Source organism: Kribbella sp. CWNU-51 (assembly GCF_054073265.1).
In genome coordinates this window covers 187,417-209,151 of the sequence record NZ_JBSXMZ010000002.1, presented here as the reverse complement: position 1 = coordinate 209,151, position 21,735 = coordinate 187,417, and the positions used below count along the sequence as shown (strand labels likewise).

The window sequence follows — 21,735 nt, the reverse complement described above, 5'->3', positions numbered from 1 at the left end:
ATTCGTCGGCGCGCGTGCTTGGGCGGCCTCAGGCTTTGAGGCCGCTCATGGCAATGCTGTCGGTGAGATAGCGCTGTAGCAGGCCGAACACCAGCAGGCTCGGTACGACGGTGATGGTGGCGCCGGCCATGATCTGGTTGATCGGGACTGCCTGGGTCTGCAGCGTGGCCAGGCCGACGGTGAGGGTCTGCATCGTGCCGGACTGGCCGATCACGAGCGGCCAGAGGAAGTCGTTCCAGTGCCACAGGAACACGAAGATCCCGAGGGTCGCGAGCACCGGGCGGATCAGTGGCAGCACGATCATCGTGAAGATCCGCCACTCCGGGGCGCCGTCGATCTCGGCGGCTTCGAACAGCTCGTCCGGCAACTGGCTGATGAACTGCCGCATCAGGAACACGGCCTGCGAGTTCGCCAGCGTGGGCACGATCAGGCCCCAGTAGCTGTCCACCCAGTCGAGCCGCGAGACCAGGATGTACGACGGGATCAGTGTCGCCTGGAACGGGACCATCAGCGTGGCCAGGAAGGCCCAGAACAGGATCTCCCGGCCGGGGAACTTCTTCTTCGCGAACGCGTAGCCGGCCATCGAGGCGAACAGCAGCACGCAGAAGACGGAGACCAGCGAGTACAGCAGTGAGTTGACCGTCCAGCGTGGGATATCGGAGCTGGACAAGACCTTGGAGAAGTTCTCGAAGGTCCAGTGCGCCGGGTTGAGCGCGTCCGGGAAGGTCTGGCCGCTCGGGGGCGCGAACGCGACCAGAACCATCGCCGCGAACGGAACGATCGTGACGATCGCGGTCAGCGCCAGCAAGGTCGGCAGAGTCAGGCGGGCGACCTGCCGACGCGCGGCGGTCGGAGCCTCGGTCAGCTCGCGCACCGGCGGTCGGTCGAGCACGTTGACCATCAGTCGTCCCTCCCGACGAGCCGGCGCTGCACGAGCGAGACGATCAGCACGATCAGGAACAGCACCAGACCGATCGCGCTGGCATACCCGAAGTCGAAGTACTTGAAGCCGCTGTCGTAGAGCAGGTAGACGAGCGAGTAGCTGGAGCGGACCGGGCCGCCGCCGGTCATCACGTACATCGCGTCGAAGACCTGGAACGCGCCGATGGTCTCGATCACCAGCACGAAGAACAGCACCGGTCGCAGCTGCGGCAGCGTGACGTAGCGGAACCGCTGCCAGGTGCCGGCGCCGTCGATCATCGCGGCCTCCAGGTACGACTTCGGCACCGCCTGCAGCCCGGCGAGCAGGATCAGCATCGAGTAGCCGAAGCCCTTCCAGGCCGACGTGACCGCGATCGACGGCAGTACCGAGCCGGACTGGCCGAGGAAGTCGACCGGGCCGATGCTCACCAGCCCGAGTACGCCGTTCAGCAGGCCGTCCTGGGCGTCGTAGATCCACTTCCAGATCACCGCGGCCAGCACGATGCTGGTCACGTACGGCAGGAAGAAGACGCCACGGAAGAAGCCGCGCTTCCAGACCACCTGATGCAGCAGTACGGCGGTGCCGAGCGAGAGCAGCACGGTCAGCGGAACGAAGATCACCGTGTAGGTGATCGTCACCACCAGCGCCTCATGGAACACGTGGTCCGAGAACAGCCGCGTGTAGTTGTCAAAGGCAATGAAATCCCACTTGCCGCTGATCCGGTAGTCGGTGAGCGACAGCAGCAGGGCGCCGATCGTCGGCAGGAACCGGAACAGCAGGAACAGCACGAGCATCGGGGCGACGAACAGCAACCCGATCCACGGCCTGCGCCCGGGTCCACCGCGTGAGCGGGACGTCCGTGCCGACCGGCCGGCCGCGGGTCCCGCCCGACCCGCGGCCGACGCTGTCGGCAGAGTGTTCGTCAACGTTGCCTCGAGAGCAGGTCGTTGGCCTGCTTGGCGGCGTCGTCCAGCGCCTGCTGCGGCTGCTTCTTGCCGGTCAGCACGGCCTGGATCTCCGTGCTCAGCATCGACATCACCTGGCGCGCCGACGGGTTCGCCTCACCCGGTACGGCGTACTGCAACGCGTCCTTGAACTTCGCGGCGTTCGGGTCCGTCGACTCGTACTTCCCGTCCTTGCGCGGCGAGTAGTAGCCGGACGCCTTGCTGAGCGCGTCAAGCTGGGCCGGCTGAATCATGAACGACAGGAACTTCTTCGCGGCGTCGGGGTTGCCGGTCGCGGCGTTCATCACGAGACCGCCCGGGATCCCGTACCCGACCTGCTTCTTGTCGGTCAGCGGCGCGCCGATCTCGACGTTGGCCGCACCCCACGTCTTGCCGACCGTGGCGGCGTCCGCCGGGACGCTGGTATAAGCAATCGCGACCTGCCCCTTGCCGAGCGCCGAGTCGGCGATCGTGTTCACGCTGCTCAGCGCGGTCTTCGAGATCGCGCCGTCGTCCCACAGGCCCTTCAGGAAGGTCAGGGCCTCCAGACCCGGGGCCTGGTTGAACGCCACGCTCTTGCCGTCGTCGGCGAACACCTTGCCGCCGGCCTGCCACAGCAGCGGGTAGAAGCTGAGGTTCAGCGTCGCCTCCGGCGAGGCCGAGTAGTCCAGCGTGGAGAACCCGGCGGCCTTGATCTTGGGAGCCGCCGCCTTGATCTCGTCCCAGGTCTCCGGCGGCGTGCTGATCCCGGCCTTGGTCAGGATCGTCTTGTTGTACATCGTCGTCGTGACGGTGTGGTAGATCGGTGCGCCGTACGCCTTGCCGTCGACGGTCAGACCTGGGACCGCGGCCGGCAGGAAGGTGTCCTTCTCCGGCTCGACCACGTCGTCGATCGGCTCCAGCGAGCCGCTCTTCACGTACTGCGGAATCTGGTCCGGGATCATCAACAGCACGTCCGGACCCTTCTTGCCCGAGAATGCGGCGGCGAGCTTCTCCTCGCGGTTCGCCCACGGCTGCATCTCGATCTTCAGGTCGATGCCGGAGTTGGCGGCCTCGAAGTCGGTCTCGACCTTCTTCCAGTAGGCGTCGCTCGTCGCCTGGTCGGCGATCACCGGGTACATCCAAAGCGTGACGCTCTTCTTCTCCGACGAGGAGCCCGAGTCGTCGTTGCCGCAGGAACTGAGCGCGGCGGCGAGTACGAGCGCCATGAGTGGTGCCGCGATGCGGCGAACGGTCGAAATCATCACTCCCCCAGGGTGTCCGGAAGTCAGGGCCGGAAAGGTTGGTGACCTAATAACGGTCAGGACCGAAAGTAGCCGGGTCGAATTTCGGCTGTCAACGGCTGATATCAACTCGGAACAGCTCGGAGCCGTTGGTGAGCAGGAGTTGGTGATCGCCCCGGACCCCGAGCCGCCGGTGCGCGTGCTCGAGGAACAGCGTCGGGGTCTGCTTCTTCCCCGGCGCGATTCGGTAGATCTTGTTCAGGTCGATGCTCACGTACACCGCGTCCGGGGTCGCGACGATGTCGCCGCTGGAGTTGGTGGTCCCGAGCACGAAGGATGTGAGCACCTTGCCGGAGTGTGGATCGACGGCGAAGACGGTCTTGCCGGCCACGCCCCAGAGCAGCCCGTCCGGGCCGAACGTCACGGAGGATACCGTGACCGCGCCGGGCACGGGGACGGTTTCCCACAGCTTCTTGGACTTGGCCACGTCCCAGGCGAACACGGTGCCCGCGTCCCGGGTCGGCGGCGTGGTGGAGAGTCCGCCGACGATCGACGTACCGCCGTAGACGATGCCCTGGCGGGCGGTCAGGCCGAAGACGCACTCGTCCTGCACCACGTTGCGATACTTCTGCGCCGTGTTCGTCTTCGGGTCGTAGATGACCAGTGCGCCGCCGAGCCGGTCGCCGTCGGGGACGGTGCCGACCGCGATCTTTCCGTTCACCTCGGCCAGGGCGCGGGCCCGGGTCTGCAGGAGGTCCGGCTTGAGGTTGAGCAGCTGCGTGGGGTTGTCCGGCGTGCCGGGCGGTCCGGGGGAGTACTCCGGGCTGCTCCAGGGCTGGGTCTGGTCGTAGGCGTAGAGCCGGGCCTCGGGGTAGGCGCCGATCCACAGCTTGCCGTCGGAGCCTTCCATCAGCGCCTCGACCTGCGAGAACCGGTTGAAGGTGGCCGCGCCGGTGGACGGGTCGACCACGGACACGCCGCCGTTGAGGAAGCCGCCGGCGTAGATCTTGTCGTTGCCTCCGGCCACGGACAGGATCTCGATCGGCTCCCGGCGTACCTGGGTCTGGAAGATCTCGGACTTGCCGGTCTGCGGGTTGTAGCGGAACTCCTCGCCGCGCCAGAGCGTGCCGACCACGCTCGTGCCCGGGTAGTCGGGCAGGCCGAGGTCCGCGTACCCGATCGAGCGGGCGTTCTGGATCCGGCCGGTGAAGGTCAGGCCGGTCCCGGTCAGCGTCTTGGTGGCCGGGTCGTACTTCTTCAGTTCGCTGTTCTGGATCAGGTACAACGAGCCGTCCGCGCCGATCGGCGAGATGTCCAGGCCGTGCGCGTTCGGGATCTCGTCGACCCAGGTCCGGCTCGCGATGCCCCAGACGTACAGCGGGCCGGGGAACGCGGTGCTGATCCGGGCGTAGACCCGGCCGCCGCGGGCGTTCAGGTCGTAGACGACCTTGTCGGCCGGGTCGCCGAGCCCGGGTGGCGAGGGCAGTTCGGTGATCGTGCCGGTCGTGGCGTCGACCTCCATGATGTGCGCGTCTGGCATCGTGCCGGCGTAGATCTTGCCATTGGCATAGTCGATGCTCTTGACGTACGTCTGGCCGGTGAGGACCGTGCCGTAGTCGCGGACGGCGCCGGTCTTGTCGTCGTACCGGAACACCTTGCCGTTCGGGAACGTGCCGCCGTACACGTTGCCCTGGTCATCGGTCGTGATGCGCCAGATGAACGTCTCACTCGCGATCGGCCGGCCGAGGTCCTCGACCGTGCCACCGGGGCGCAGACGGTAGAGGTGGCCGTTGTTGTAGGTGCCGGCGTAGATCGTGCCGTCCGGGGTCGCGGCGACCGCGTAGCTGCCGTCGGCGCCGGGCAGGGCGGCGGACAGCAGGCTGGCGCCGGTGGCCGGGTCGATGGCGTTCAGGTACGCCGGGCTGCCGGTCGACACGTTCCAGATCGCGGTCTTGCCGTTCGGGCCGGGCGCGACGGTGCCACCGATCAGGAGTACGTCGGACAGCGGGGTGCCGAGTGAGACGAGCGTGCCCACCGGTGGATTGTGCCCGGCCTGGGCAGGAATAGTCGGAGTGGTGACGAGAACGGCGGCGAGTGCCACCGCGACGAGGGAGCGGACTGGTCGCATGCGAGTGCCTCCGGGGTGCCGTATTTACGGTCCTGTCCGAAAGTGAATCCCTCCCGGCGCGACGAAGTCAACCACTCAGCCGGATTTGCCGGTACTGGCAGGACGAGCCCGGTTACGGCCTCGGCCGTTACGTCGCGGGGAGCCGGGTGAGCAGGTTCTCGAGCATCTCCCGGGTGGCCGCGAAGTAGCTGTTCTCGCGGTGGAGGGCCCGGTGGAACGCGGCCAGCTCGGCTGCCGAGATCGTGTTCGAGAACGTGCTGATCTCGGTCAGATCGAGCCGCCGGTTGAACAGGTGCACGGTGTCCCGCCACCGGTGCAGCAGGCCGACCAGCTCGGCGTCGCGATGCAGCCCGAGCGCCCCCGAGACCAGCGCGAGGTCGACCGCGGACACGACCAGCCGTGGGTACACCTGCCGCGTGGTCGGCGTGTTCGGCGAGAACCGCTCGTCGCTGAGCAGCCGGGTGTTCTCCCGCAGCTCGTCCGCGACCGCGCGCAGCACCTCGGTACGGCGTTCCGCCTCGGCCGTCAGCCGCTCGACGAAGATGCCGGTCAGCCCGGCGACCAGGGTGAGCGAGTTGACCGCCGGCTCCCACCGCGAGTTGCCCGGCGAGATGAACCAGACCACGCCCAGCACGAACGCCAGGGCGAGCAGGCCGTAGCTGACCGCGGTGACGATCATCCGCCGGTTCGCCACCCACCGCGAGTCCACCGGCGGCAACACCAGCCGCAGCCGTCGGAGCCGGGCCAGAACCCGCCGCCGCTCTCTCGGTAGGCCGGGGTCGGGCGCGCCGGCTGAGGTCATGTCGACCAGATGTCGTCGGCGAGGGTGGTGGCGGTCGTGACCTCGGCGGTGCCTGGAGCGAGCAGCAGCAGGTCGAGGCCGAACGGGCTCGGGCGGCGGGTGTAGCGGAAGCCGGAGTGGGCGTGCTCGATCGGGGTCAGGTCGCAGGCGGCGGTGAGCTTCTTCAGCCGCTCGGTGGAGAACTTGCGGGTGGTGTAGAGCAGGATCGTGTCCTCCGGCTCGAGCACCACCTCGGTGTGATCGGGCAGGCCCATCACGATCGGCCGGCCGGTGTTGTTCTGCCAGACGATCTTCACCCGCAGGGCGTCGTCGGTCTCGACCTCGCCACGGAAGTCGATCCGGTCGTTGTCGATCGTCAGGTCGGTGTTGTAGCGCAGTGCGCTGGTGACGAACTCCGCGAACGCCCGGGTCTGGTGGTACTCGTCCGCTGCTGCGTTCGCGGCGTCGGCGTCCAGGCTGCTGGTGGTCGCCACCTCGAGGAGCAGCCGGTCCTGCGGACGCAGCACCCGGGTCAGCGTACTGAGCAGCTCCTCGTCGCTCTCGAAGTTGGCCAGCGTGTTGCCGGTCAAGGTGAACAGGATCGGATCGTCGCCGATCAACCGGGCCAGCAGCTGGGCGAGCTCGTCCATGTTGTCGGCGATGGAGAAGTCCAGCTGCACCGGCAGCACCTGCGACATCGGGAACCGGGCGCCGCGGACCGGCTCCAGCGTGCCCATCCGCAGCATCTCCGAGCTCATGTCGACCGGGATGTAGTACATCTCCGGGTGGTGCCGGCGCATGTCGCCGAGGATCGTGCGGTCCTTCACGCCGGTGCCGACGCCGAGGCTGACCAGGTGGAAGCCGCCGTTCTCGACGTGCGGCAGAACCTTGCGCCAGTGCCGCAGGAACGACTCCGCGCCGACCTTCATGACCAGGTAGAACGGGTCGTTGGTGGCGTTCGCCCAGGCGATCGTCGGGCCGATGCCCCAGTACGAGAAACCCGAGGTGATCTGCTTGCCGTCGCCGGTCTTCGAGAACGGTCCGCGCAGATCGCCGGTCAGGGTGGCGAGCTTGTCGGTCTGGTCCTCGCCGACGAGCAGCAGCGACCAGGCGAAATCGTCGTCGGCGAGCGCCTGCTCGAGCCTGCGGATCACGGGAACCGGCTCTGTCACATCTCCACCCCTCACACGATGAGACGACAGGTTACCGGTTGCCGACTCCCGGTGCAGTCCGGAAACCCGGGTCCGGCGGCCGGTCAGACGGGGGTGACGGTGTCGGCCTCGCGGCCCTTCGGCCCGTCGACGATCTGGAAGTCGACCTGCTGGCCGTCCTCCAGGGTCTTGTAACCGTCGGAGACGATCTTGCTCCAGTGGACGAACACATCGTCCTGGCCGTCGACGGCGAGGAAGCCGTAGCCCTTGTCGGCGTTGAACCACTTCACGGTGCCGCGCACCATCGAAACTCCTTGACCACGGGGCCCGCTTCACCCGGACCCCTCGGGTACTCGCCGCCGGCAGACGCCGGCAGACAGTCCACAAGCCTAGCCGAGGGCCCGGATCCGACCGGTCCGGAGGTTGCCGGCGACAAGATGCCGCTGGCAACTACGCGCCGGCCGCCGGAGTCAGCCGCGGTGCGACGCGGCCAGGCCGATGACGCCGGCAGTGACCAGCAGGAGGGCGCCGGTGACGCCGAGGTCGTCGGTCTGCAGGACGCCGCTGTCGTGCAGCATCCAGATGGTCGCGGCGCCGCTGAGGATGGTCCCCGTCACGACGCCCGGAACATCCGGCTTCGTCTTGCGTCGAGGCTGTTTCATCCGCGCTCCACTGTGATGCTGCCGAGCTTCAGGTGCAGGTCGAGGGTGACCGTCGACGGGCCGGGCTTGCCGTCCGCGCCCAGGTCGTCCAACGTCAGTTGGACATTGTTCCCGTCCTTGCTCTGGTTGTTCAGCCCGACCAGCTCACCCAGGTCGGCCGACATCTGGCCCTCGACGTCCACGTTCTGCGGGACCTTGACGACGACCTCGCCGGCCCCGCCGTGCACGTCCACTCTGGCACCTGGTGCGAACGTCGCCTTGGTCAGGTCCAGGGTGACCGACCCGGCGTCGAAGTTGTGCACCGAGTTGGTCGCGGTGATCGTCGACCCGGCCGGCGCGACGTAGTTCACGTCGGCGAAGTCCCGCGGCACGTTCGGGAACACGGTGCTCACCAAGGCACCGATCGCGAGCAGGATGCCCAGCGGCAGCAGAGCCAGCGTGCGGCCGACGAATCCACCGAGCAGCATGCCCGCGCCGAGCGTGGCCACGCCGATGACCAGCATGGTCGCCGTCGGGGCTCCCGCGAGCGCGGCGATCCCGATCGCGATCCCGGTCAGTACGACGATGATCGACTTGATCCCGCGGACACCCTTCGCCGGCGGCTCGGCGGTCCTCGTCTGCGTCGGCGGTGCGGTCGGCGGCTCGTCGACGTACAGGCCGAGGGGGTCGTCCTCGGTCCACGCAGCCTGGACCGGTTCGACGGTGCGGTCCTGGGGTCTCTGCGTGGCCGAGGACGACAGGCCCGCCGGGGGAGCTGACGGGCCGGTCTGAGGAGGCATGTACGCCGATGCGGCCGGCTGCTGACCAGCCGGGGAGGCGCCGGTCGACGGTGTGGTGTCCTGCGGGCGGCCGGTCCAGTTCGTCCCGGGAGCGGTCCAGGTGGTGCCCGGACCGTTCCCCTGGCCGCGGCGGCGCTCGCCCTTGCGATGCTTGGCGGCCAGCCAGATCACGGCGAGCACGATCAGCGGGCCGGGGACGAACCGGCCGACGTTGAACGACGACATCATCGCGATGGCGACGAACACACAGACGCCGATCACGATCGGCCACAGCCACGGGTGGTCGGGCCGGACCCGGTCGCCGAGCAGACCCTGCGCCGCCGAGCGTTCGCTGCCCTCGTCGGGCATCAGCACCCAGGCGGCGATGTAGAAGATGACCCCGGGACCGCTGATGATGAGGACCGCCATCACCACGCGGACCAGGACCGGGTCGATGTTCAGCGCGCGGCCGATACCGCCGCAGACGCCGGCCACCCACCGGTCCGACCGGCTCCGCTGCCAGCTCTGCACGTTCTGCAGGCGGCTGCGGTCGAACCCACCGGGTTCATTCTGGTTCTGCTCCATGTCATCGATACTGGCGCGTTCGGCGGCCTGATCACATCGGGGATGCCCCCTGAGCACCCCGGAGTCCTCGGGCCTGGCGGGTGCCACGAGGCCCTCGGCTCGGGGTTCTCCCCGAGGGGACCCTGACAACGCCGGACGGGTGCTGAGGAGACAGCCGGGGACAAGCCTGCTGGTGTCGGCCCTCGCGGCGTGTGACGATCGTTGTGATGAGCCAGCCAGCAGCCGCGCCTCCGGGCGGGACCTCCGCGAACGGAGGCCCACCCGCGACGCCGCCTGGGCAGGGCACCTCTGACGGGAGCCCGTGGCAGTACAAGGGGTGGGGTCCGCAAGGACCCGGTCAGTACCAAGGCCCGTACGCCGCGTACGCCGCCCGCCAGGCCGCAGCCGGCGCTCAGACCGCGGGACAAGGTGCCGGTGGTCAGGCTTTCGGCGGCCAATCCGGACAGGGATCCGCCGGGCAACCTGGGCAGCCGCGGCAGCCGTCCGAGGCGCCACCGGTCCGCCGGGCGTACCGCCGTACCGAGGGACGGGTCATCGCAGGTGTGGCCGGCGGGGTCGCGGATCACCTGGGTGTGTCCGACACCGTCGTCCGGCTGGTGCTGATCGCGACCACGGTGTTCGGTGGGTTCGGCGTACTGATCTATGCGGCGTTGTGGTTCCTGATGCCGCTCGCGCCGGCGACCGTGCCGGCCGCGCCGGGGCTGGCCGCGCACACCCGGAGCGGGATGCGCTCCGACGAGCCGCCGCCGGTGACCGAGGCCAAGGCACGGAAGCGGGAGAAGAGCCGCGGCCAGGTGACCGCCCTGGTGGCCATCGGCGTCGGCCTGTGCCTCCTCCTGCAGGTCGCCGGGCTCGGGATCGCCGGGAAGTTGTTCTGGCCGCTGGTGTTCGCCGGCGCCGGTCTGGCACTGATCTGGCGGCAGGCCGACGAGAGCCAGAAGGCCCAGTGGGCCCGGGACGTGCGCGTCCCGATCCTCGGTGTCGTGCTCGGCAAGGGCGGCTGGAAGTCGCTGATCCGGATCGCCGTCGGCCTGATCCTGATCGGCACCGCGATCACCGTGTTCCTGGTGCAGAACGGCCGGCTCTCGATGGTCGGCGACGTACTGGTCGCACTGCTGCTGGCCGTGATCGGGATCGGTGTCATCGCGGGGCCGTGGGTGCACCGGCTGACCCGCGACCTGAACACGGAGCGTGCCGAGCGGGTCCGGTCGCAGGAGCGCGCCGACATGGCCGCCCATCTGCACGACTCGGTGCTGCAGACGCTGGCCCTGATCCAGAAGCAGGCCGACGACCCGCGCGCCGTGGCCCGGCTGGCGCGGTCGCAGGAGCGTGAACTGCGGTCCTGGCTGTACGACGAGGACGACGACACCGACCAGACACTCGCCGGCGCCGCCAAGCGGGCCGCTGCCGAGGTCGAGGACTCGCACGGCGTACCGGTCGAGGTGGTCACGGTCGGCGACTGCGACCTGACCGAAGGACTGTCGGCGATGGTCCGGGCCGCGCGGGAGTCGATGGTGAACGCGGCCAAGCACTCGGGTGCGGCGAAGATCGACGTGTTCGTCGAGGTGGACGGCGACCGGGCCGAGATGTTCGTCCGGGACCGGGGCAAGGGCTTCGAGGTCGACGAGGTGCCCGACGATCGGCTCGGACTGCGGCACAGTGTGATGGGCAGGATGGAACGGCACGGCGGCCGCGCAACGGTGCGGTCCGATCCGGAGACAGGGACCGAAGTGCGACTGGAGATGGACAGATGAGCAGCAGGCGCGTTGTCGTCGTCGACGATCACGACATGTTCCGGGCCGGGGTACGCAGCGAGATCGGCGCGTCGGTCGACATCGTCGGGGAGGGATCAGACGTCGACACCGCGGTGAAGGCGATCGTGGGCACCGAGCCCGACGTCGTACTGCTGGATGTGCACCTGCCCGGCGGCGGTGGCATCGAGGTGATGAAGCAGGTGCACCAGCGGCACCCGGACATCAAGTTCCTGGCGCTGTCGGTGTCGGACGCGGCCGAGGACGTGATCGGCGTGATCCGGGCCGGCGCGCGTGGCTATGTGACGAAGAACATCAGCGGCACCGAGCTCGTCGACGCGATCAATCGCGTGGCCGACGGTGACGCGGTGTTCTCACCGCGGCTGGCCGGCTTCGTCCTCGACGCCTTCTCCGGCGCGATCGACATCGCCTCCGTCGACGAGGACCTCGACCGCCTCTCCCAGCGCGAGCGCGAGGTCCTGCGCCTGATCGCCCGCGGCTACGCCTACAAGGAGGTCGCCCGCGAGCTCTTCATCTCGGTGAAGACAGTCGAGACCCACGTCTCCTCGGTGCTGCGCAAACTGCAGCTCTCCAACCGCCACGAACTGACCCGGTGGGCCACCGACCGCCGCCTGGTCTGACCGACGTCGGGGGCGGGAGTGGGGCGGGTCAGCGGTTCGCCGAAGTGTAGGGCAGGAGCGCCATCTCGCGGGCGTTCTTGATCGCGCGGGCGATCTGCTTCTGCTGCTGCACCGACAGCCCCGTCACCCGGCGGGACCGGATCTTGCCGCGGTCGGAGATGAACTTCCGCAGCAGCGCGGTGTCCTTGTAGTCGATGTAGGTGATGCCGTCGCGATCGAGCGGATTCTGCTTCGGCTTGCGCTTGCCGGTCGGGGCCGGGCGACGAGGCATGGGGCACCTCTCCTTTGTTGAATGTCGTTTTCATTTAGCATAACGCAAGGGCTCGCCGGTGGCGGGTTCCGGACAGGGCGTGGATTCGCCACCCCGGCCGAGGCGGTACCGGCTTGGTCGCTGTTATACCGTCGACTGCTATGGAGCGGAATCTCACAGCCGAACAGCTCGCGCTCTTCGAGAAGGAGTTCGCGTCGAACCCGCAGTACCGGGTGATGCAGAACGCCGTCACGCAGACGCCGGTCAACGCCATCGCCCTGGACCGACAGGTGGTCACCTCGATCGACCACTCGGTATCCCACCTGCTGGATGACTGGAAGGTGACGAACCAGAAGAAGAGCGGCCGTTGCTGGCTGTTCGCCGGGCTCAACCTGCTGCGCGCCGGCGCGGCCGCGAAGCTCGGGGTCAAGGACTTCGAGTTCTCCCAGAACTACGTGCTGTTCTGGGACAAGTTCGAGCGGGCCAACTTCTTCCTCGAGGCGATCATCGACACCGCGGACCGCGACGCCGACGACCGGACGGTGGCGCACCTGCTGTCCGACCCGATCGGTGACGGCGGCCAGTGGAACATGTTCATCGCGGTCGTCCGCAAGCACGGCCTGGTGCCGAAGACGGCGATGCCGGAGACCGAGAGCTCGTCCTCGACCGGGCAGATGAACGACATCCTGCGCAAGGTGCTCCGGCAGGGAGCTCGCGACCTCCGGGCACTGGACGGCGCGGAGGCGCGGCGCGATCGCAAGCAGGAGATCCTGACCACCGTGCATCGGGTGCTCAGCATCCACCTCGGCACGCCGCCGCAGAAGTTCCTGTGGCAGTGGAAGGACAGCGACAAGGGCTTCCACCGCGACGGCTGGACCACGCCGGCCGAGTTCGCCGCGGCGTACGTGCAGCTCCCGGTCGAGGAGTACGTCTGCCTGGTGCACGACCCGCGCAAGACCAGCCCGGTCGGCCGGACCTTCACCGTCGACTACCTCGGCAACGTCATCGACGCCCCGCCGGTGGTGTACCTGAACGTCGACATCGACCTGATGAAGCGGCTCACCCAGGACGCGATCGTCGGCGGCGAGCCGGTCTGGTTCGGCTGCGACGTCGGAAAGCAGATGAACGCCGACCTCGGCTACTGGGACGCCAAGCTCTACGACTACGGCTCGGTCTACGACACCGAGTTCAGCCTGAACAAGGCCGAGCGGTTGGTGCACCACGAGACCCTGATGACGCACGCGATGCTGTTGACCGGCGTCGACGTGGTCGACGGCGAGCCGCGGCGCTGGCGGGTGGAGAACAGCTGGGGTGACGAGAAGGCGGACAGCGGCTTCTGGACCATGAACGACTCGTGGTTCGGCGAGCACGTCTTCGAGATCGCCGTCCGGCGGTCCGCCCTGCCGGCCGAGTTGCAGGCGCGACTCGACGACGAGCCGATCGTGCTCCCGGCCTGGGACCCGATGGGCGCGCTGGCCGACTAGAGGATCAACCGCAACGCCTCGTCCGGACGCTCGAGGGTCGGCAGGTGGCCGGCCCACGGGAGGTCGATCCGCTCGACGTCCGGCAGGCGTTCGGCGAGGTACGTCGCACAGTTCGCGAAGAACTGGAAGTCATGCGCGCCCGTGATCAATCGCACGGGCGCGCTGATCTTCTCCGGCTCGACGGCGTACTCCTCGTTCTCCACGTCGTCGCCTGCGGCCAGCTGGAGTTCGTAGGCCCGCTTCTGCATGGTCCGGAGCAGCTCACGCGCGTCGTCATCCGCGTCCGGCCCGATCCAGCTCCGCACCATCAGGTCGGTCGCGCCGTCGATATCGGCGGCCTCGATCAGCTTGTTCTCCTCGGCCCAGACCGCGCGCAGGTCCTCGGTCGGCTCGACGTTGTCGGTCGGCGCGCAGATCAGCACCAGCCGGCTGAACCGCTCCGGCGCCCGGCTGGCCATCTGCTGCACGACGTACCCGCCGAACGACGCTCCCACGGCCTGCACCGAGTCGACGCCCAACTCGTCGAGCAGCGCGAGCACATCACCTGCATCCGAGTACTTGGCGCCGGCCTCCAACGGGGTCTCGCCGTACCCTCGCAGATCGACCGTGATCACCCGGTGGTCCTGCCGCAGCTCCGCCACCTGCCGAGCCCACATCCGCGCATCCGCCACCCCGGCATGCACCAGCAACACCGCCGGCCCGTCACCAACCACCGCATGAGAAATCGTCATGCACGCACCCTCGCTGGTCCGGCGTACGTGTGCAAATGGGATTAGGGCAGGCGGATGACGGTGAAGGCCTCGGCGTAGTGGTTCGGGGGGAGGCCGGCGCTGGCGGCGGTCTGGGCGGACCAGGTGCGCATGTGGCCGGGGAGGGTGGCGGGGTCGCGGTGCTGGCTGGTGTGGGACATCAGGGCGGCGACCTTCTGGTCGAAGGTGTCGGTGATGTCGACGTAGTGGTTGCGCTCGGGGTGCCCGAACATCCAGAGCTCGTCGACGTCCCAGGCCTCCTCGGTGAGCTCGGGGAAGGCGTACGGGTTCCCGGCTGCCGGGTAGAACGCGCGTACGGTCGCCTCCGCGGTCGCGAGGTGGTCGGGGTGGGACACCGGGAGCCGGGCCCACCAACGCTCCGGTGACTGGGTCAGCAGCCGCTGCGGCCGGACCTGGCGGATCAGCCGGCTGATATCGCGGACCAGGTCGTCCGTCGGCTCGACCGATCCATCGGCGTACCCGAGGAAGTGCAGGTCGGTGACGCCGACGTGCCTGGCGGCTGTGGTCTGCTCGGCCCGGCGGACCGCGGGGATCTCGGCCCGGTCCCGCTCCGGCTCGAAGCCGCCCTGCTGCCCGTCGGTGACGATGCAGTAGTGCACCTCGATCCCGGCCTTGGTCCACAACGCGACCGTGCCGGCCCCGCCGAAGTCGATGTCGTCCGGGTGCGCGACCACCGCCAGCACCCGCTCGATCTCGTGGTCCGGTCGCGGATTCCCCTCAGGCACACTCACGTGACCGACACTAGCCCCTTGCCCGGCACGGCAAGCTGGTTCGTGGGAGGGATCGATGGAACTCGGCGGCGCGTGCGAACCACAAGACGTCGGGCTGGACGCCGCCCGTCTGGGTGAGGCGATCGAGCTCGTCGAGGCCCGTGGCGCGATCGCCCAACTGTGTGTCCTCCGCGACGGGCAGGTCGTGATCGACCGGAGCTTCGGCTGTCCGCCGGACGCGTTGTTCTGGCTCTTCTCCGCGAGCAAGCCGTACGTCGCGATCGTGATCCACCAGCTCGTCGAGTCCGGTCTGCTCCACCTGGACGACGCGGTGGCGGCGTACTGGCCCGAGTTCGCGGACAACGGCAAGCGGGAGATCACCGTCCGCCAGGTGCTGCGACACCGCTCCGGTCTGTCCCATGCAGGCTCGTATCTGGGTGAGGCCCGCGCGATGACCGACTGGCATCGGTCACTGCAGCGGATCGAGGAGGCCCGCCCACAGTGGCCGATCGACACGGTCGCGTACAGCCCGCTGGCCTTCGGGTTCATCCTCGGCGAGGTCGCCCAGCGCTGCAGCCGCCAACCGATCGACGAGCTGCTCTGGCGCTCAGTGCTCGAACCACTCGCCGTCACCGACACCTTCCTCGGACTCCCCGCCGACGAGTGGCCCCGGCATGTCCCGGTGCGGGCCGGCGGACCCGTCGGCCCGTTCGTCCAGTCGGTCGTGAACCGTTACAGCACGCGTGCGGCCGTCATACCCTCGGCAGGGGTCTCCACCACCGCACGGGACCTGGCCGCGCTGTACCAGGCCCTGCTGTACGGCGGAGTCGGGCCGGCCGGCCGGATCCTGCGGCCGGAGTCGATCGCGCTCGCTGTCGAGCCCAGCAGCGATGGTGAGATCGACCGGACCGCGCGGGCACCGGTCCGGTGGTCGCAGGGGTTCCAGCTCGGCGGCCCGCGGTCGGTCCCCGGAGGGACCACACCGCTCGGGACGACGAGCGGCCCGCGGACGTTCGGTCACAACGGCAGCTACTGCTGCATCGGCTGGGCCGACCCCGACCGGCGGATCGCCTACGCCTACCTCACCAACCGCGTCGGCCGCCCGCAGGCCGACCACGTCCACCACGCCGCCGTCGCCGACAAGATCCTCGCCGCCGCCGGCTGATCACGTCGGCCGGCTGCTGATCACGCGAGCGCCGCGATCGGCGCCCGCTCCACGATCACATGGTCGATGATGCCGTACTCCCGTGCCTCTTCAGCCGTCAGCACGTGGTCCCGGTCGGTGTCGTGCCGCAGTCGCTCGATCGTCTGCCCGGTGTGGCGCGCGAGGATCGACTCCACCTGCCCGCGGACCCGGACCACCTCGTCGGCCTGCAGGATCAGGTCCGGGATCGTCCCCTGCCCACGCGCGGCCGGCTGGTGCAGCACGACCCGGGCATGCGGCAGTACGGCGCGACGCCCGGCGGCGCCCCCGGCCAGCAGGACCGCACCGGCCGCGATCGCCTGACCGACGCAGAACGTCGCGACCGGCGACTGGATGTACTGCATGGTGTCGTAGATCGCGAGCATCGCGGTCATGTCGCCGCCCTCGCAGTTGATGTAGAGGTTGATCTCCTGCTCCGGCTTGTCCACCTCGAGATGCAGCAGCTGGGCGATCAACGCGTTCGCGACGCCCGCGTCGATCGCGGTACCGAGGTAGATGATGCGCTCGCTGAGCAGGTGCGAGTAGACATCCATGATCCGCTCGCCCCGCGGGTGCTGGGCGATCACGTTGGGAATCGTGTAAGAGCTCATCACGCGGCCGCCTTCGGTTGGGGCATCACTTGGTCGAACGACTCGACGATGTGGTCGATGAAGCCGTACTGACGGGCCTGTTCGGCGGTGTACCAGTGGTCGTGCAGGGAGTCCTCGTGCACGACGTCGAACGGCTGCCCGGTGTCCTCGGCGATCAGCGCCAGGACGGTGTCCCGGATGTGCCGCAGGTCGTTGGCCTGGATCTCGATCTCCACCGCGGACCCGCCGATCCCGGCCGATCCCTGGTGCATCAGGACCCTGGCGTGCCGCAGTGCGTAGCGTTTGCCCGGCGTACCGGCCGACAGGAGGAACTGCCCGGCGCTGCAGGCCAATCCGATCGCCAGCGTCGATACGTCGCACGGCACCAGCCGCATCACGTCGCGGATCGCGAGCATCGACGGCACCGAACCGCCGAGCGAGTGGATCCACAACGCGATGTCGGCGTCCGGGTCCTCGGCGGCCAGGGTCAGGATCTGGGTCGCCAGCAAGGTCCCGTTGTCGTCGTCGAGGGTTCCGTCCAGTACGACGATCCGCTGCCCGAACAACCGTTGCCGGGCCGCCTGGTTGAACAGCGGTGCTTTGTTGTCTTCTGCCATGCCCTCAACCCTGACCGGGCGGACCCGCCTCACCCCAGCTTTTCTGCTGACGGCAACTCTGCCCACAGCGGACAAGCTCCTGTGACTGGCACCTGGGCGCCTTAGCTGTCCGGGCGGAGTGCGCGGCCGAGGATGTGAGGGGCGGCTGGGTTGGGGCCGGTGGGTGGGAAGTTGAAGCGGTCGAGTGTGGTGATGGTGAAGCCGGCCGTGGTGATGGCGGCGGCGGTGTCGCGGTGCAGGTGGCAGCCGCCGGACAGCGGTGGGTAGATGGTCGCGTCGAGGACCTTCTGTACGCCGCGCAGCCGGCCGGATGTGGCGACGACGTGCTCGTAGAACCGCAGCTCGCCACCCGGTCGCAGCACCCGGAAGGCCTCGGCGAGCGCGACCGCCTGGTCCCGGACCGAGCACAACACCAGCGACGCGACCACGGCATCGACCGCGCCGTCGTCCAGCGGCAGTCGTTCCGCCGTACTGTTGACGACTTCCACCCGGACCGGCGCCGTGGTCGCGTGCCGCACGGCCCTGGCGCGTAGGTACGCCTCGGGCTCGACCGCCACCACCTCGGTCACCTCCGGCGGGTAGTGGGCGAAGTTGCCGCCGTCGCCGGCGCCGACCTCGAGCACCCGGCCGGCCAGGTCGCGCAGCAGCCGCCGCCGGTGCTCGGCCACGCCCTGCTCGTCCAGCGTCGGCCGCACTCGCGCGTACAACCGAGCGAAAACCGGGTGCGCCATGACCACCCACGATAGGGGGTGTGACGCGCGGTTCGAACCGGCGTTCGGTAACTGTCGGAGCGAACGCCTAAGGTGTTGGGTGATGACTACGCTGTTCTCGCCTGACGAGCTCCCGGTGCCGCTGGAGGAGCCCACCAAGCATCGGACCGACCCGGAATCGCTGCTGGACGGGCTCAATCCGCAGCAACGGGCCGCCGTCGTGCACGCCGGCAAGCCGCTGCTGGTGGTGGCCGGTGCGGGATCCGGCAAGACCCGGGTGCTGACCCGGCGGATCGCCTACCTGCTGGCGGCCCGCGACGCGCACCCCGGATCGATCCTCGCGATCACCTTCACCAACAAGGCCGCCGCCGAGATGCGCGAGCGCGTGGTGGAGCTGGTCGGTCCGCGGGCGAAGCTGATGTGGGTCTCCACCTTCCACTCGTCCTGCGTCCGGATCCTGCGTCGCGACATCAAGCGGTTCGGGATCAGCTCGACGTTCTCGATCTACGACGACACCGACTCACGCCGGCTGATGACGCTGGTCTGCCGCGAGCTCGACCTGGACGTGAAGCGGTACAACCCGCGGGCCGTGCTGAACTGGATCAGCACCCAGAAGAACGAGCTGATCGACCACGAGACGGCCGCGGCGAAGACCTCGAACCACCTCGAGGAGACGTACGCCGAGTGCTACCGGATCTACCAGGAGCGGCTGGCCCAGGCGAACGCGCTGGACTTCGACGACCTGCTGATGACCACGGTCAACCTGCTCCAGGCCTTCCCCGAAGTCCGTGAGTACTACCGGCGCCGCTTCCGCCACGTGCTCGTCGACGAGTACCAGGACACCAACCATGCGCAGTACTCGCTGATCCGCGAGCTCTGCGGCGAGGACGACCCGAACTACAACGGCCCGACCGCGCCGCCGGCCGAGCTGATGGTGGTCGGTGACTCCGACCAGTCGATCTACGCGTTCCGCGGTGCGACGATCCGCAACATCCTCGCCTTCGAGGAGGACTTCGCCGGCGCCGAGACGGTCCTCCTGGAGCAGAACTACCGCTCCACCCAGACCATCCTGACCGCGGCGAACGCGGTGATCAGCCGCAACGAGGGCCGGATGGCGAAGAACCTCTGGTCCGACCAGGGCCAGGGCGAGCAGATCGCGGTGTACGTCGCCGACAACGAGCACGACGAGGCCCAGTTCGTCGCCGACGAGATCGACCGGCTGACCGACGCCGACGGGGTGAAGCCGTCCGACGTCGCGGTCTTCTACCGGACCAACGCACAGTCCCGGGTCTTCGAAGAGGTCTTCATCCGCACGGGCCATCCGTACAAGGTGGTCGGCGGCGTCCGGTTCTACGAGCGCAAGGAGGTCCGCGACGCGCTCGCGTACCTGCGCATCCTGACCAACCCCGAAGACACCGTCTCGCTGCGCCGGATCCTGAACGTGCCCAAGCGCGGCATCGGCGATCGGGCCGAGGCCGCCGTCGAGGCGCTCGCCGCCCGGGACCGGATCTCGTTCGCCCAGGCGCTGCGCCGGGCCGAGGACGCCCCGGCGATGGCGAGTCGCTCGGTGAACGCCGTCCAGTCCTTCATCGACATCGTCGACGAGCTGACCGCGATGGTCGACTCGGGCGCCCCGCCGGACGACATCCTGGACGTCGCACTGCACCGCTCCGGGTACTACGAGGAGCTGCAGAAGTCACCGGATCCCCAGGACGAGACCCGCCTGGAGAACCTGGACGAATTCATCTCGGTCGCCCGCGAGTTCGTCGAGGAGCGGACCGCGGCCGGCGAGGCCGCCGACCTGCAGGCGTTCCTGGAGCGGGTCGCGCTGGTCGCCGACGCGGACCAGATCCCGGACGCGGCCGACGACGGCGGCGTGGTCACGCTGATGACGCTGCACACCGCGAAGGGCCTGGAGTTCCCGGTGGTGTTCCTGACCGGGATGGAGGACGGCGTCTTCCCGCACTCGCGGTCGCTGACCGACCTGAAGGAGCTCGAGGAGGAGCGCCGGCTCGCCTACGTCGGCATCACCCGGGCCCGGCAGCGACTGGCCATCTCGCGAGCCGCCGTGCGCTCGGCGTACGGCGCTCCGCAGCACAACCCGCCGTCCCGGTTCCTCGAGGAGATCCCGGCCGAGTTGCTCGACTGGCGCCGGGACGAGTCCGCGATCACCCGGTGGTCCGGCACCGGGACGACCCGGGGCAGCGGCATCTCGAGTCGCTACGAGCCACCGCGCCGGACGGCGTCCGACAAGCCGGTGATCAGCCTTAACCCGGGCGACCGCGTGGTCCACGACACCTTCGGCATGGGCACGGTCGTGGTGGTCCGCGGCGACGGCCAGCAGGCCCAGGCAGACATCGACTTCGGCTCCGAGGGTGTGAAGAGGTTGTTGTTGCGCTACGCACCCGTAGAGAAGATCTGACGGCTGGGGCATATCTCCGTCAAGGTTTTGGACGTTTACATTGCGTCCCGGCCGGAGATTGAGACAATCAAGGCTCTTCGGCCCCTCCCGGAAGCGTCCTCCCTCATGTCCAAGTCCTCGGGTAGCAACCGCCGGATCATCCTGGCGGGGGCCAACCCTGGGCTGCGGCTGTTCGACGAGACCGGCAAGGTCACCGCGTACGCGTCGATCTGGATGGTCGACTGGTCCATCCGCGGCGCCGGTACGGCGGTGGTCCTCTGGTTCGACGGGATCGTCCGGGTGGTGTCCGAGGACGTCGACCTGGCGTCCTGGCTGGAGCGGTACTTCGTCCGCTCGTTCCTCGAGGTGCAGGGCCTGCCCTGGCACGAGCCTGCGGTCGAGCGCGACCTGGTCCAGGTCTCGATGAACCTCGCCGACGGCCTCAGCGCCAAGGCGGCCGACATCCAGATCGAGATGGGCGGTGTCCTCGACCGCCGGCTGTTCGCGACCGAGAACTTCCCGCTCGCCGACGGCAACCACAGCCTGAGCCTGGTGATCGCTCCGGTCCGCTCCGCGACGGTCTCGATCGGCGGCGCCTCGGTCCCCGGCTTCGTCCAGGTCGACGGCTCCCCGGACAAGCCCGGCTCGTCTGCGTTCCTGACCACAGCCGAGGTCTGGCAGCGCTGACCCTGCCTTACGCTGTACGAATCCAGCGTGGGAAGGGGATACAGGTGGCAACCCAGGCGTCTGAGCCGCGGACTCCGCTGAGCCGGGACCGGGTGCTCCGGGCCGCGGTCGCGATCGCCGACGCCGACGGGATCGACGCCGTCACGATGCGCCGGATCGGTGACGCGCTCGGCGCCGAGGCGATGTCGCTGTACTACCACGTGTCCAACAAGGCAGCCTTGCTGGACGGCATCGTCGAGCTGGTGATGACGGAGATCAACGACGTCGTGGACCGGATCGACCTTCCGGCGGCGGAATGGAAGACGGCCATGCGCCGGCGGATCCTGTCCGCGCGCGAGATCATGCTGCGGCACCCGTGGGCCCCACGGCTCTTCGGGACGCGAACGACGATGAGTCCGGAGGTCGTCCGCTACCACGACCGGCTGGTCGGGCTGATGCACGCCGGCGGCTTCTCCTACGACCTCGTCCACCACGCGCTGCATGCCTTGGGCAGCAGGGCCCTGGGCTTCTCGCAGGAACTGTTCGATCCGTCCGCCGGCGCCGGCGCGGAGTCCGACCGGATGCTCGTGGACCTGGCCGATCAGCTCCCGAACCTGGTCGGCATGCTCAGCGAGATCGCCCACGAGGATCCGGACTCCACCCTGGGCTGGTGCGACGACCAGGCCGAGTTCGAGTTCGCCCTCGATCTCATCCTCGACGGTCTCGACCGGCTCCGCTGACTTCCCACCCCTGAGCCCTTGACGATTCTTACGCCGTAAGTCAGCCTTACGACGTAAGACTTACAACG

General features: G+C 68.7%; 22 protein-coding genes. 7 read left to right on the top strand and 15 right to left on the bottom strand.

What is annotated here, in order from left to right; all coding sequences use genetic code 11:
• Positions 1-28 precede the first annotated feature (28 nt).
• From ACXC9Q_RS01070 to ACXC9Q_RS01030, 9 genes are all read right to left on the bottom strand, one after another.
• Positions 29-901 carry a carbohydrate ABC transporter permease gene (locus ACXC9Q_RS01070; protein WP_457054563.1) on the bottom strand — a complete coding sequence of 291 codons (873 nt, stop codon included), beginning with the start codon at positions 899-901 and terminating at the stop codon, positions 29-31.
• On the bottom strand, positions 901-1,734 hold the full coding sequence (locus ACXC9Q_RS01065) for a carbohydrate ABC transporter permease (RefSeq protein ID WP_457054562.1): 834 nt from the start codon (positions 1,732-1,734) through the stop codon (positions 901-903). The genes ACXC9Q_RS01070 and ACXC9Q_RS01065 overlap by 1 nt, the downstream gene beginning before the upstream one ends.
• A gap of 110 nt (positions 1,735-1,844) precedes the next feature.
• Positions 1,845-3,110, bottom strand: coding sequence for an extracellular solute-binding protein (locus tag ACXC9Q_RS01060; RefSeq protein WP_457054561.1), 1,266 nt, complete (start codon positions 3,108-3,110; stop codon positions 1,845-1,847).
• Positions 3,111-3,201: 91 nt separating this feature from the next.
• On the bottom strand, positions 3,202-5,217 hold the full coding sequence (locus ACXC9Q_RS01055) for a hypothetical protein (protein ID WP_457054560.1): 2,016 nt from the start codon (positions 5,215-5,217) through the stop codon (positions 3,202-3,204).
• 127 nt (positions 5,218-5,344) lie between these two features.
• A complete protein-coding gene (locus tag ACXC9Q_RS01050; RefSeq protein ID WP_457054559.1) occupies positions 5,345-6,019 on the bottom strand; it encodes a hypothetical protein in 675 nt (224 codons plus the stop codon).
• Complete coding sequence (locus ACXC9Q_RS01045; protein WP_457054558.1) at positions 6,016-7,170, bottom strand: L-histidine N(alpha)-methyltransferase; 1,155 nt, start codon at positions 7,168-7,170, stop codon at positions 6,016-6,018. The genes ACXC9Q_RS01050 and ACXC9Q_RS01045 overlap by 4 nt, the downstream gene beginning before the upstream one ends.
• An 83-nt stretch (positions 7,171-7,253) precedes the next feature.
• A complete protein-coding gene (locus ACXC9Q_RS01040; RefSeq protein WP_131352941.1) occupies positions 7,254-7,454 on the bottom strand; it encodes a cold-shock protein in 201 nt (66 codons plus the stop codon).
• A 165-nt stretch (positions 7,455-7,619) separates the two neighbouring features.
• On the bottom strand, positions 7,620-7,811 hold the full coding sequence (locus ACXC9Q_RS01035) for a hypothetical protein (protein WP_457054557.1): 192 nt from the start codon (positions 7,809-7,811) through the stop codon (positions 7,620-7,622).
• Entirely contained in the window at positions 7,808-9,154 is a 1,347-nt protein-coding gene (locus ACXC9Q_RS01030; protein ID WP_457054556.1) for a PspC domain-containing protein, read from the bottom strand. The genes ACXC9Q_RS01035 and ACXC9Q_RS01030 overlap by 4 nt, the downstream gene beginning before the upstream one ends.
• A 206-nt stretch (positions 9,155-9,360) precedes the next feature.
• Here ACXC9Q_RS01030 and ACXC9Q_RS01025 point away from each other — a divergent pair, with 206 nt between their 5' ends.
• Together ACXC9Q_RS01025 and ACXC9Q_RS01020 are read left to right on the top strand one after the other, a co-directional pair.
• Positions 9,361-10,908 carry an ATP-binding protein gene (locus ACXC9Q_RS01025; RefSeq protein WP_457054555.1) on the top strand — a complete coding sequence of 516 codons (1,548 nt, stop codon included), beginning with the start codon at positions 9,361-9,363 and terminating at the stop codon, positions 10,906-10,908.
• Positions 10,905-11,546: a response regulator transcription factor gene (locus ACXC9Q_RS01020; RefSeq protein ID WP_328523943.1), complete on the top strand. Its 642-nt coding sequence runs from the start codon at positions 10,905-10,907 to the stop codon at positions 11,544-11,546. The genes ACXC9Q_RS01025 and ACXC9Q_RS01020 overlap by 4 nt, the downstream gene beginning before the upstream one ends.
• 28 nt (positions 11,547-11,574) lie before the next feature.
• Here the strand turns inward: ACXC9Q_RS01020 and rpsR are convergent, their stop codons facing one another.
• Positions 11,575-11,817: a 30S ribosomal protein S18 gene (gene rpsR, locus ACXC9Q_RS01015; RefSeq protein ID WP_328523942.1), complete on the bottom strand. Its 243-nt coding sequence runs from the start codon at positions 11,815-11,817 to the stop codon at positions 11,575-11,577.
• Between the two features lie 140 nt (positions 11,818-11,957).
• On the opposite strand from rpsR, the gene ACXC9Q_RS01010 reads away from it, so the two are divergent.
• Complete coding sequence (locus tag ACXC9Q_RS01010) at positions 11,958-13,280, top strand: aminopeptidase C (protein ID WP_457054554.1); 1,323 nt, start codon at positions 11,958-11,960, stop codon at positions 13,278-13,280.
• Here ACXC9Q_RS01010 and ACXC9Q_RS01005 read toward each other — a convergent pair.
• The gene (locus ACXC9Q_RS01005; protein ID WP_457054553.1) at positions 13,277-14,011 is read right to left on the bottom strand and encodes an alpha/beta fold hydrolase; all 735 of its coding nucleotides are present in this window, start codon (positions 14,009-14,011) and stop codon (positions 13,277-13,279) included. The two genes, ACXC9Q_RS01010 and ACXC9Q_RS01005, sit on opposite strands and share 4 nt — an antisense overlap.
• Positions 14,012-14,052: 41 nt before the next feature.
• Positions 14,053-14,781, bottom strand: coding sequence for a PIG-L deacetylase family protein (locus ACXC9Q_RS01000; RefSeq protein WP_457054552.1), 729 nt, complete (start codon positions 14,779-14,781; stop codon positions 14,053-14,055).
• A gap of 55 nt (positions 14,782-14,836) precedes the next feature.
• Between ACXC9Q_RS01000 and ACXC9Q_RS00995 the strand changes: the two genes are divergently transcribed.
• A complete protein-coding gene (locus tag ACXC9Q_RS00995) occupies positions 14,837-15,925 on the top strand; it encodes a serine hydrolase domain-containing protein (RefSeq protein ID WP_457054551.1) in 1,089 nt (362 codons plus the stop codon).
• Between the two features lie 20 nt (positions 15,926-15,945).
• Here the strand turns inward: ACXC9Q_RS00995 and ACXC9Q_RS00990 are convergent, their stop codons facing one another.
• From ACXC9Q_RS00990 to ACXC9Q_RS00980, 3 genes are all read right to left on the bottom strand, one after another.
• The gene (locus ACXC9Q_RS00990; RefSeq protein WP_457054550.1) at positions 15,946-16,554 is read right to left on the bottom strand and encodes a ClpP family protease; all 609 of its coding nucleotides are present in this window, start codon (positions 16,552-16,554) and stop codon (positions 15,946-15,948) included.
• Positions 16,554-17,150, bottom strand: coding sequence for a ClpP family protease (locus tag ACXC9Q_RS00985; RefSeq protein ID WP_457054549.1), 597 nt, complete (start codon positions 17,148-17,150; stop codon positions 16,554-16,556). The genes ACXC9Q_RS00990 and ACXC9Q_RS00985 overlap by 1 nt, the downstream gene beginning before the upstream one ends.
• 101 nt (positions 17,151-17,251) lie before the next feature.
• Positions 17,252-17,881, bottom strand: a complete 630-nt coding sequence (locus ACXC9Q_RS00980; RefSeq protein ID WP_457054548.1) for a class I SAM-dependent methyltransferase — start codon at positions 17,879-17,881, stop codon at positions 17,252-17,254.
• Between the two features lie 82 nt (positions 17,882-17,963).
• Between ACXC9Q_RS00980 and pcrA the strand changes: the two genes are divergently transcribed.
• The 3 genes from pcrA (at position 17,964) to ACXC9Q_RS00965 (ending at position 21,667) form a co-directional block, all read left to right on the top strand.
• Complete coding sequence (pcrA, locus tag ACXC9Q_RS00975) at positions 17,964-20,282, top strand: DNA helicase PcrA (protein ID WP_457054547.1); 2,319 nt, start codon at positions 17,964-17,966, stop codon at positions 20,280-20,282.
• A gap of 105 nt (positions 20,283-20,387) precedes the next feature.
• Positions 20,388-20,948, top strand: coding sequence for a hypothetical protein (locus tag ACXC9Q_RS00970; protein ID WP_405071210.1), 561 nt, complete (start codon positions 20,388-20,390; stop codon positions 20,946-20,948).
• Between the two features lie 44 nt (positions 20,949-20,992).
• Positions 20,993-21,667: a TetR/AcrR family transcriptional regulator gene (locus ACXC9Q_RS00965; RefSeq protein ID WP_457054546.1), complete on the top strand. Its 675-nt coding sequence runs from the start codon at positions 20,993-20,995 to the stop codon at positions 21,665-21,667.
• Positions 21,668-21,735 lie beyond the last annotated feature (68 nt).